The organism is Nocardia sp. JW2, from assembly GCF_051843015.1.
Classification (GTDB): domain Bacteria; phylum Actinomycetota; class Actinomycetes; order Mycobacteriales; family Mycobacteriaceae; genus Nocardia; species Nocardia coubleae.
The window spans coordinates 26,709-37,098 of the sequence record NZ_JBPXLK010000039.1; the positions used below are offsets into that span (position 1 = coordinate 26,709).

12 protein-coding genes are annotated in these 10,390 nt (G+C 67.7%); 3 read left to right on the forward strand and 9 right to left on the reverse strand.

Annotated features, from left to right (window positions below):
- Both ACSVDM_RS29570 and ACSVDM_RS29575 read right to left on the reverse strand, forming a co-directional pair.
- Positions 1-621, reverse strand: a complete 621-nt coding sequence (locus tag ACSVDM_RS29570; RefSeq protein ID WP_439269004.1) for a hypothetical protein — start codon at positions 619-621, stop codon at positions 1-3.
- Entirely contained in the window at positions 621-1,022 is a 402-nt protein-coding gene (locus ACSVDM_RS29575; RefSeq protein ID WP_439269005.1) for a hypothetical protein, read from the reverse strand. The genes ACSVDM_RS29570 and ACSVDM_RS29575 overlap by 1 nt, the downstream gene beginning before the upstream one ends.
- A gap of 214 nt (positions 1,023-1,236) precedes the next feature.
- Between ACSVDM_RS29575 and ACSVDM_RS29580 the strand changes: the two genes are divergently transcribed.
- Positions 1,237-1,404 carry a hypothetical protein gene (locus tag ACSVDM_RS29580; protein ID WP_439269006.1) on the forward strand — a complete coding sequence of 56 codons (168 nt, stop codon included), beginning with the start codon at positions 1,237-1,239 and terminating at the stop codon, positions 1,402-1,404.
- 8 nt (positions 1,405-1,412) lie between these two features.
- On the opposite strand, the gene ACSVDM_RS29585 is transcribed toward ACSVDM_RS29580, so the two are convergent.
- The 4 genes from ACSVDM_RS29585 to ACSVDM_RS29600 form a co-directional block, all read right to left on the reverse strand.
- Positions 1,413-3,557, reverse strand: a complete 2,145-nt coding sequence (locus tag ACSVDM_RS29585) for a 5-oxoprolinase/urea amidolyase family protein (protein WP_439269007.1) — start codon at positions 3,555-3,557, stop codon at positions 1,413-1,415.
- Positions 3,554-4,171, reverse strand: a complete 618-nt coding sequence (locus ACSVDM_RS29590; protein ID WP_439269008.1) for an urea amidolyase associated protein UAAP2 — start codon at positions 4,169-4,171, stop codon at positions 3,554-3,556. The genes ACSVDM_RS29585 and ACSVDM_RS29590 overlap by 4 nt, the downstream gene beginning before the upstream one ends.
- On the reverse strand, positions 4,168-4,980 hold the full coding sequence (locus tag ACSVDM_RS29595) for a DUF1989 domain-containing protein (protein ID WP_439269009.1): 813 nt from the start codon (positions 4,978-4,980) through the stop codon (positions 4,168-4,170). The genes ACSVDM_RS29590 and ACSVDM_RS29595 overlap by 4 nt, the downstream gene beginning before the upstream one ends.
- A 204-nt stretch (positions 4,981-5,184) precedes the next feature.
- Entirely contained in the window at positions 5,185-6,714 is a 1,530-nt protein-coding gene (locus tag ACSVDM_RS29600) for an amino acid permease (protein ID WP_439269010.1), read from the reverse strand.
- A 217-nt stretch (positions 6,715-6,931) separates the two neighbouring features.
- Here ACSVDM_RS29600 and ACSVDM_RS29605 point away from each other — a divergent pair, with 217 nt between their 5' ends.
- Positions 6,932-7,591 (forward strand): TetR/AcrR family transcriptional regulator, encoded by a 660-nt coding sequence (locus tag ACSVDM_RS29605; RefSeq protein WP_439269011.1) that lies wholly within the window; start codon positions 6,932-6,934, stop codon positions 7,589-7,591.
- A 35-nt stretch (positions 7,592-7,626) separates the two neighbouring features.
- Here the strand turns inward: ACSVDM_RS29605 and ACSVDM_RS29610 are convergent, their stop codons facing one another.
- Positions 7,627-8,448 carry an alpha/beta fold hydrolase gene (locus ACSVDM_RS29610; RefSeq protein ID WP_357148268.1) on the reverse strand — a complete coding sequence of 274 codons (822 nt, stop codon included), beginning with the start codon at positions 8,446-8,448 and terminating at the stop codon, positions 7,627-7,629.
- A 121-nt stretch (positions 8,449-8,569) separates the two neighbouring features.
- Here ACSVDM_RS29610 and ACSVDM_RS29615 point away from each other — a divergent pair, with 121 nt between their 5' ends.
- On the forward strand, positions 8,570-9,568 hold the full coding sequence (locus tag ACSVDM_RS29615; RefSeq protein WP_439269012.1) for a GlxA family transcriptional regulator: 999 nt from the start codon (positions 8,570-8,572) through the stop codon (positions 9,566-9,568).
- Position 9,569: 1 nt separating this feature from the next.
- Here the strand turns inward: ACSVDM_RS29615 and ACSVDM_RS29620 are convergent, their stop codons facing one another.
- Positions 9,570-10,094, reverse strand: a complete 525-nt coding sequence (locus tag ACSVDM_RS29620; RefSeq protein WP_357148262.1) for a PH domain-containing protein — start codon at positions 10,092-10,094, stop codon at positions 9,570-9,572.
- Between the two features lie 56 nt (positions 10,095-10,150).
- The coding region (locus ACSVDM_RS29625; protein WP_439268687.1) for a family 1 encapsulin nanocompartment shell protein at positions 10,151-10,390 on the reverse strand (240 nt) is incomplete at its 5' end.

Consider the following 10,390-nt stretch of genomic DNA (forward strand, 5'->3'; position numbering starts at 1 on the left):
CTACTGCCCCCCGGCGGATTGCTTTGCTTGCTGAATTTCTGCGACCTTGGCCGCGACACCGGTATCCGGCAGGAACATGCTCCCCAAGCCGCTCTGATCAGGCGTGTCGCCGGATACCAGGTACTCGCCCACCTGCCCCAACGTCGAGACGTTGTCACCCATATGCGAGAACGCTGTGCCGAAAGAATCCGCGCTGTAGTCGGCTTGGGTGGCGAGATTCCAGGTGTTGTTCGACAACACCTCGCCCCAGTCCATCGCCTCGATCTCCGCTTTGCTCAGATGCGGATTCCCCGCGAGATGGGTGAACATCTGCTTGAACGAAGTAGAGACCTGGTCATCGATCAAGTGGTAACGACCTGCGGACAAGTCGAGAATTTCGGCGATGGCGTTACCCGACTGCACCAACGCCCGTACACCCCACGACCAGCGTTCGGCGAACGTTTCGAAGGAGGCTTGTACATTCGCCTTACCTGCTTCCATCGCCGACATCGTCAGCTCCGCGAACCCGCGACCGGCCGCAGCGGTCTCCTCGATACCGAGTTCTTTGAGCTCGCTGATGATGGTGTTGATTCCGTTCGCGGCTTGGGTGAGCAGCGCCGGATCGACATTCAGGTCCGACATCAGCGACGCCCACCCTCGGGCGCTGGTTCCTCCGTCACGACCGGCGGGAATACCATCGGCGCCGCACCCGACATGTCGACTGCCACACCGGTCGGCTCCTGCTGCCCCTCGGCGAACTCACGCAGACGTCGACCCAAGAAGGTGTGGAAGCGGTACTCCTGATCCGCGACCACACCGCGGGCACTCATGAACCGCGCGTACTCCGGCAGACCCGTGAACGCGCACAACCACGCAACCCCGCCGGACTCCATCGTGAAGACCCGGTCTTCGGGGCCGACCAGGGGCACCAGCAGCGTCGACGCGTCGAACGCCGCCGTCAGTGCGTTCGGCACGCCGAATCCAGCGTAGAAGGCGGCGATCTCCGAACGCAGGCGCGCTGAATCGACCTCGACCATCGTCATGTCCGCTCCCGATCTCCCCTCGGACAAATCAGGCACCCACGGTAGCGAACGAACGGCGCGACCTCCACCGTGCCGTCAGTCACCGGCGTCGGCTACATGTGACTCGACGGCCTGGTCACCGGCCTCCGTATCCTCCGCGATGCGACCGATCCGTCAGCGACATCGACAACGGAGTCTGCCGACGTATCCTGAACCCAAGGACCCGGGAGGGACGATGACCAGCAAGCCTGCCGAAGAATCCGATCCGCGAGCACGGTGGCGCCATCTGCCCGCTGAGCCCGAGCGGCTGATCGAGGAAACCGCCACCGATATCAAGGCGACCGATCACGGGTTTCCTGTCGTCGACGTCACCGAGGATTTCGTCCGCAAGTACGGGCTCTGAACGCAACCTCAGTCGGAGAGTTCGCCTGTGGTGCGCCAGGATTGGCGTTCGGCGTCGAACGCCTCGGCCTGGGTGGACCGGAATGTCGCGATCGAGTCGGCGTTGTCGGCGAGAAAGCGCCGGTAGTCGGCGAGGCGGAATTCTCCGTCCTGCGCGGTGATCGCCACCTTCCCCGCAGCGAAGTCGGCGCGCAGGTCGAGCAACTCGTCCGCTTCCACGGGGTGCCAGCGAATGCGGTCGAAATACCGGAGCAGCCATGGTGTTTCGGTCTCCTCGGCGAACCGGTCGACGCCGGGGCCGGCCGTGCCGGACGGTCTTGCCCGGTGATTCCAGACCTGGGTGGTTCGGCCGACGAACTGGTAGCCGCCGGGGCCTTCCATACCGTAGACGCACAGGTAGGCGCCGCCGATGCCGACGGCGTTTTCGGGGGTCCAGGTGCGGGCGGGGTTGTATTTGGTGGTGACCAGGCGGTGGCGGGGGTCGGTGGGGGTGGCGACGGGGGCGCCGAGGTAGACGTCGCCAAGGCCGAGCACCAGGTATTCGGCGTCGAAGACGGTGCGGTACACGTCGTCGACGGAGGCGAGTCCGTTCATGCGGCGGATGAACTCGATGTTCCACGGGCACCAGGGGGCGTCGGCGCGGACGCCGTGCATGTAGCGGGTGATCGCTTCGCGGGTGGCCGGGTCGTCCCAGGAGAGCGGGAGGTGGACGGTGCGGCTCGGGACGACGAGCTGATCCGAATTCGGCAGTTGCGCTTCGGCTTCGGTGAGCAGGTCGAGGAGCGTCGGGATGGGAAGCAGGGCTGGGTCGACGCGGATCTGCAGTGAGCGGATGCCGGGGGTGAGTTCGAGGACGCCGAGGGCGCCGAGGGCGATGAGGTGCTGGTGCAGGGCGTGTACGCGGGCCCGTAGGCCGAGATCGAGGGTGAGGGTGCCGTATTCGACGAGGAGACCGTCGTCGCCTTGGCGGCGGTAGGTCACGCTGGTTTCGCCGTCGGCTTCGGTGCGGCGCAGGATGCCGTCGTCGCCGTCGCGTCCCGCCGAGACGACCGTGCCTATGGATGCGCGCCGCCGCGGTCCCAAAGCTTGTGCGGGAGCGGCATGTTCGGAGCGGATCGCCACGAAACGAACGGTGTCGCCCGGAGTGAGCTGGCCGAGTTTCCATCGGTCGGCGGCAACCACGGTCACCGGGCAGACGAAACCGCCGAGACTCGGTCCGTCGGGGCCGAGGAGGATGGGGGTGTCACCGGTGAAGTCGAGCGCGCCGATCGAGTAGGCGTTGTCGTGGATGTTCGACGGGTGTAGTCCCGCTTCGCCGCCGTCGGTGCGTGCCCACTCCGGTTTCGGACCGATCAGGCGTACGCCGGTGCGGTCGGAGTTGAAGTGCACTCCGTAGTCGGTGCCGAGAATGGTGTCGAAGTCCTTGCGGGTGAAGAACTCCGGTGCGCCGTGCGGTCCTTCGGTGACGGCCAGTTCCCAGCGCTTGCCGAAGGCGGGGATGTCGGTCATGGGGACAGCGGCAGCCAGGCGGGTTCTCGGCTCGCCCAGCTCGAGAGTGTCGTCGGCGCGCAGGGCAGCGCCGGTGCCGCCACCGAACTTGCCGAGGGTGAACGTCGCGGCACTGCCGAGGAACTGCTCGACCTGGATACCACCGGACACCAGCACGTAGGTCCGCATCCCGGGCCCACGGATCGCCCCGATATCGAGCACACCACCGGCAGGCACCTCGACTGTGCGCCATTGCTCGACCGGTCGACCGTCGACGCGCACCTCCGCGACCGCTCCGGTGACACACACCCACGTCGCCGCACCGAACCGCAACGCCGGCCCGCCGAGCGTGCATTCCAGCCCGGCCGCCCCCTCGGCGTTGCCGAGCACCCGGTTACCGAGCCGGAACGAGAGGTCGTCCATCGGCCCAGAGGGCGGAATCCCGATGTGCCAGTAGCCGATTCGCCCGGGCCAGTCCTGCACGGTGGTCTGCATTCCGGGCCGGACGACCTCGATCCGTCGCTGGACGGACGGCTCCTGGTCTGCGGTGTCGGTGTCCGACGCGGGCGCCGACTGCGAGACCTGGACGGCATCGGCACCCGTGGCCGGAAAAATGGCTTCGGTCGGGGCCGCGGTGTCACTGGAATCTGTGAGGGTGCGGCTCATCGGGTCACCACCATTCGGACGGGAGTGGGGTCGAATCCGTTGCACGGATTGTTGATCTGGGGGCAGTTGGAGACCAGGACGAGGGTGTCGATCTCCGCGCGCAAGGTCACCTTCTTGCCCGGCGCCGACAGTCCGTCGACGATGCCGAGCGTGCCGTCGGCCTCCACTGGCACATTCATGAACCAGTTGATGTTGGACACCAGATCCCGCTTGCCGAGGCCCCATTCGAGGGCGGCGGTGAGGAAGTTCTCCACGCAGGCGTGCTGGTGGCGGGTGTGGTGGCCGTAGCGGAGGGTGTTGGATTCCTGGGAGCAGGCGCCCGCGATGGTGTCGTGGTTACCGACCTCGTCGGCGACCACGGTCATCAGCGCGGTGCCGCGTTCGGTGCGCAGCACGCTGCCGGTGGTGAGGAAGATATTGCGCTGGGCGGCGATGGTTGCCTGGGCGCTGTAGCGGTCGGTGTGGTCGGCAGCCGAGTACAGCAGGCAGTCGACGGCCTGGTTGCCGTGCAGGTCGATGATCTCGAGTTGCTCGCCGGCCCGGACGATCGCCGACCACGGCGCCCGCGCCGGAATAGTCTCGTCCAGGACGACGGTGCGGGTGGACGTTGTCATGCCGGAACCTCCGTGTGCTGTGCGGCCGCCCACGCGGCTTCGGTGTTCTCCACGGCCCGTCGGTACTCGGGGTCGTCGTTCGGTGAGTCGAAAGTGTCTGCGGCCCAGGCGATCAGATCGAGGTCGCCGGTAGGGCGATCGTCGAGCGGGTGGGCAGCATTGGCGACCAGCAGGGTCACCGGAAGATGCACGAACAGGTCGATCGCCCCGCCCGCCGGACCGTTGCCGGTCGCCGCGAGCGCACCGTCGGCACCTACCCGCACCCCACGGAACAAGGCGATCGACGGCCCGACATCGCGCGGCTCGAGCCCCTGCTTGGCCGCGGCCAGGTGTAACTGGTGGCGGGCTTCGCCGGTCGGACCGCACAGGGTGTCGTGGTGCCCGGAGGTATCGGTGAGCACGGTGGCCAACACGCGCCCCTGATCCGACAACAGTGGATGACCGGCGCTCAGATACGCCTGCCACGGGACCTTCACGGTGTCGGCGACATTCAAGCGCTCCCAAGGCGATTCGGCGCGCAGCAGGAACAGATGCGCACACGTTGCCCCGGAGGGGTCGGACAAGCGAACCCTGGTCCCGCGGCCGAGGACGACATTCGCATAGCCGCCGGACGGAATACGCAGTGCCAGAGTCGGTTCGACGCCCGGTGGTATCTCCGGGCGGGCAATCGTGGCCGCCGCAGCCTGGGCCCGCGCGTGGGCCCGCGCGCCATCGGTGGATCCGGTCGCTGTCGCGATTTCCTCGGTAAGGGCGGGAGTGGGCGCGGTGTCCTGGCCCCGCGCGGCGTCTGCGGATGGGGTAACCGTCATCAGGATCCTCCGTACATGCAGGCCGAGACTTCTCGGCAAAACGGTTGATGGACTTGGTGATTCGTCGGCCTCTGCACCGCAGCGACCGGGTTGTGGCGGCCACCAGGCAGGGCTGAGGTGCTGGTCGGTTGATCACCACGCGCTGGTGGCGTCGGCTTCTCGGGCGATGCCGCCACCAGAGCGTGGTGATCTTGATCCACGCGCTCAGGCGGGAGCCGGTGCGACCGCCGGTTCGACCGCCTCGGATCTGGTGACCACGACCTGGTACACCACCGCCCCGACGGCGAGAATCACGCCGACCGACAGCGGCCCGGCCCACAACTGCCACCAGCTACCACCGGCGGGCGTGTACACCTCGGGTCGCGGCCAGGCCAGGTTGATCACCATCGCGATGCCCCACACCACCGCCAACGCGTTGACCGGAACGCCCCAGCGGCCGAGGGTGAACAGCGTCGCGTCATCGGGTGCGGGCAAACCCTTGATCCGCCGCACCAGCAGTGGCACCGTGACCAGCAGATACGCCAGATACAGGCTCACGATGCACACACTGGCCAGCGTGGCGAAGATGGCCGGGTTGCCCAGGTTCAGCACCAGCAGCCCGATGCCGAGCGCGCCGATCACCACGGCGGGCCACACGGGCGTACCGAACCTCGGATGCACGGTGGACAGGGCCTTGGCGAAGGGCAGCTTGCCGTCACGTGCCATCGAGAACATCAACCGCGAACCGGCCGTCTGAATCGCGAGCGTGCACACGACCACCGCCACCGCGACACAGCCGAGCAGCACCGACCCGGCGGGACTGTCGAGCTTGGCCATGATGACGTAAGCCAATCCGCCGGAAGCCAATTCGCCGTCGGTGAGGCTCGGCGCCGCCATCAGCGCACCCAGCAGCATGAGCCCACCGCCGAGCGCCGACACCGACAGCGCGAGCAGAATCGTGCGCGGGGCGACCCGGCGCGGGTTCTTCGTCTCCTCGGAAAGCTCACCGGCGGAATCGAATCCGACCATCACGTACGCCGCCATCAGGCCCGAGATCAGGAACGCGGCCCAGAACGGGCCGGGCGCGGCCTGATCGGTCTGCAACACCACGGCCGGACCGCGTTCGGAACCCGCGAAGAACAGCCCGATGATGGCGAGCACGCCGACGATCTCGATGGTGACTCCGATCGAGTTGATCCGCGCCATCAGATCGATCCCGATCACATTGATCGTGGTGGTGACCACCAGCAGCACGCTGCCCAGCAGCACCGCGTTCATCGCCCCGTCGCGTGAGGTGAGAGCGGTGTCGGAGCCGATGATCTGGAAGCCGCTCCAGATGGTGGGCAGCACCACCTGCAGGGCGATGGCGGCGGCCGCCGCGGTGACCACCTGGGCGATCACCATCATCCAGCCGGCGAACCAGCCGACGAGGCCACCGGCCAACCGGCGCGACCACTGGTAGATGCAGCCCGAGATCGGGTACCGCGCGGCGAGCTCGGCGAAGTTCAGGGCGACGAGGAACTGCCCGGCGAAAACCAGCGGCCACGTCCAGAAGAACGCGGCACCGCCGAACGAATAGCCGAAACCGAAGAACTGGAAGATGGTGGTGAGGATGGAGACGAACGAGAAGCCCGCCGCGAAGGACGCGTAGCGCCCGAGCTTGCGGTGCAGGACGGGTTCGTAGCCGAACTGGGCGAGGTCGGCGCCGTCGCGCGCGGCGTCGGGCGGGGCTGGGGTGGCGAGCGTCGTGGCCATATCGGAGTCCTTCGGCGGTGCGGCCAATATCTATCAGTCGATAGTTTTGCGCTCGCGATCGCTCGAACGGTGTCGTGCGTGTATCGACTCCGAGGCGTGCCGTAACTTCTGTGTTGCCTACGTTTCTGTCGAATGACAGAAATTGAACGGTCCTGCATCGCACCTGGTGAGGTGCCCATTGCGGGAGTGGTGACGCACCGGTGACACAATCGACGACGTGGCAAACCTCGGACCCGGGCGTCCCCGGCTGGAACAGCGCCGTCGGCGCGGGACGACGCCGCGCGCGGAAATACTCGACGCCGCGGCGGAGCTGTTCACCACCAAGGGGTATGCCAACACCTCCACCCGCGCGGTCGCCGACGCGGTCGGCATCCGGCAGGCCTCGCTGTATCACCACTTCGCGGCCAAGGACGACATCCTCGACGCGCTGCTCGCCGAAACCGTCGCGGGCCCGGTGGAATTGGCGCACAAGCTACACGCCGAGCCCGAGGACGCCACGACCAAGCTCTACGCGCTCGCCCTGTTCGATGTGCGCCAACTGCGCGGCGCGCGCTGGAATCTCGGCGCCCTGTACCTGCTGCCGGAACTGCGCACCGAACGTTTCGTCGCCTTCCGTCGCCGCCGCGACGAACTGCGCGAACACTACGAGCGTCTCGCCGCCGAATCCTGTGCTGCGGCCGGGCAATCCGACGATGCGCGGATTCTGCCGTTTCGGTTGGTCGAGACGGTGATCGCGATCAGGTCCGACGAAGGGGACGCGGGCGAGGAGGCCGAGCGCGTCATCCCGGACGCTGTCCTGCGCATCGTCGGTCACCAGGGTGCGATGGATGCAGTGCGAGCCGCCGCCGACGCCTTGCTCGACCGCCTGTCGGACTGAGTGACCGGCGCGGCACGAGGCCGCGCCGGGAACTCTCAGCCCTTGATGAACGCGAGGATGTCGCTGATCAGCTCCTGCTGGTAGGCACCGAAGATGCCGTGCGGCGCGCCGGGGTACACCTTCAGCGTGCCGTCCTTCACCAGCTCGATCGACTTGTGCGCCGAGTTCGCGATCGGCACGATCTGATCGTCGTCGCCGTGCGCGATGAGGATCGGTACCTCGAGGGCGCGCAGGTCCTCGGTGAAATCGGTCGCCGAGAACGCGGCGACACACTCGTAGGCCGCCTGGATGCCCGCGAGCATGCCCTGCCGCCAGAAGTCGTCCATGGCGCCCTTGGACACGGCCGCACCCTCGCGGTTGAAGCCGAAGAACGACGGGGCCAGCTCCTGGTAGAAGTTGGACCGGTCGGCCAGCACCCCGGCGCGGATGTTGTCGAACACCGACATGGGCAGACCGTCGGGGTAGGCCTCGGTGGCCACCATGATCGGCGGCACCGCTCCGATGGTGACGACCTTGGCGACCCGGTCCCGGCCGTGGCGGGCCGCGTAGCGCACGGCCTCGCCGCCACCGGTCGAATGCCCGACGACGATCACGTCGCGCAGATCGAGCGATTCGACGAGTTCGGCGAGGTCACGCGCGTAGGTGTCCATGTCGTTGCCCTGCCACGGCTGCGAGGAGCGCCCGTGTCCGCGCCGGTCGTGGGCGATGACGCGAAAACCGGCGTCGGCGAAGGTCTTCCGCTCGAGTGCCCAGGCGTCGGAGCTCAGCGGCCAGCCGTGGCTGAAGACGATGGGCTGCCCGGTGCCCCAGTCGGAGAAGTAGATCTCGGTGCCGTCGGATGTCGTGAAGTAGGGCATGGCGATCCTGTCGAACGAGGTGGATGGATAGGTTGCTCATAGTTGTCGAGCGCGGGTGGGCTGTCGCCTACCCGAACGGCCGCGAATCCCGCTATTTCGGACGAACAGTAGATTTGTGGCTATGTCTGCAGCCCCGGATCGCCCACGTCACAACGCATCTAATGGGACACGGCGTATCGGGTTTCTCCTGTTCGACGGGGTGAAGGCGCTCGACTACGTCGGCCCGGCCGAGGTGTTCGTCGAGGCCAATCAGTTCGCCGATGCCTACGAGATCGTTCTGCTCTCACCCACCGGCGCGCCCGTGCAGACCTCGGTCGGCGGGGGAGTTGCTGTGGACTCGGCGGCCGCCGATGTGCTCGCGCTCGACACGCTCGTCGTGCCGGGCAGCGAGGTGCGCCCGGCCCAGTTCGTCCGGCCGGAATTACTCGACGCGGCACGTGTCCTCGCCGCGCGGAGCAGGAGGGTGGTTTCGATCTGCAGTGGTGCGTTCGTGCTCGCCGAACTCGGGCTGCTAGACGGGCGCGGCGCGACAACGCACTGGAAGTTCGCCCCCGAGCTGGCCCGCCGGTATCCGCGCGTGGAGGTGCTGGCGGATCGGATCTTCGTCCGCGAGGCCGATATCGCGACTTCGGCCGGCGTCGCCGCGGGCATCGACCTCGCGCTGGCGCTGGTCGCCGAGGACCTCGGCAGCGCCGTGGCCCGTCAGGTCGCCCAGGGTCTGTTGGTCTACCTCCAGCGATCCGGCGGGCAGGCACAGTTCTCGACACCGTTGCGCGCGGTGGCGCTACCGCCGGGCCCGGTGCGCGCGGTGACGGACCTGATCGCCGACGACCCGTCACGACGGCACAGCGTGCAGGAACTCGCCCGCCACGTGAACGTGAGCCCACGCCACCTCACCCGGCTCTTCACCGAGGAGGTCGGGCTCAGCCCGGCCGAATACGCGGCGAACATGCGCTTCGATCTGGCCCGCGCCCAGCTCGAGGCGGGCAGCTCGGTGCGACGGGCCGCCGCCGACGCGGGCTTCACCAGCCCCGAGGCGCTGCGGCGCACCTTCATCGCACGGCTCGGTGTGTCGCCGTCGGACTACCGGCGGCGGTTCACCTCGGGGCTCAGCGCCTGAGTCAGCGGGACGTCGGCGGCGCGATCTGCCAGTGCTCGTTGAGGGCGGCGGCGATCTCGGGCAGCACGGTGATCGGAATCCGCTTGGCCCGCAACATCTCCCGGATCTCGTTCACCTGTTCCCGCTTGCGCATGTCGTAGGCGCCCGAGACCGGGCCCATGACCGGTGGGATCGACAGCAGCACGAGTTCGTCGCCGTTCTCGGTGAGGTCCAGCGCCAGTGCCCAGCGGCCGCGTTCGTCGAGGGTGAACCGCCCGGCCACCACCCGGTCCCACGGCACCGTGGCCGACCGGAACGGGGTCCGCACGTAGATACCGTGCTCGGTGAGCTCGACGACATCGCGTACGAACAGCGCGACACCCGCCGCCACACCGCCGACGGCGCCGACCAGCAGGCCGGTCACCACCCGGTTGGCGCCGAACATCGCCACCACCAGCCCGGCGATCCCGATGGTGACCAGCAGCCCGATCAGGCAGTAGAACAGGCTCCTGCTCGCGGGCACGACCCCGGCACGCACGTCGGCCATGCGGACCTCCCTCTCACGATTCGTGGCCAACCCTAGCGCCGGTCACGCGCTCGGGCTCACGACCCGAGCGATACCGCCGCTTCGGAGGTCTCGACCAGGAAGGTGAAGGTTTCCTGGAAGTACAGCTGGACGGTCTCGGCGTCGTGGCTGAGGTAACCGATCGACAGGTCCTGGCCGATGGCCAGTTCGAAGTCGCCGCCGCGGGTGGTGAGGGCGAAACCGCCGGTGATGGCCGGTGCCCAGATGATCTCGCCGTCGATGAGGCGTTCGATGTGGGTGCGGATCGGGTGGCCGTG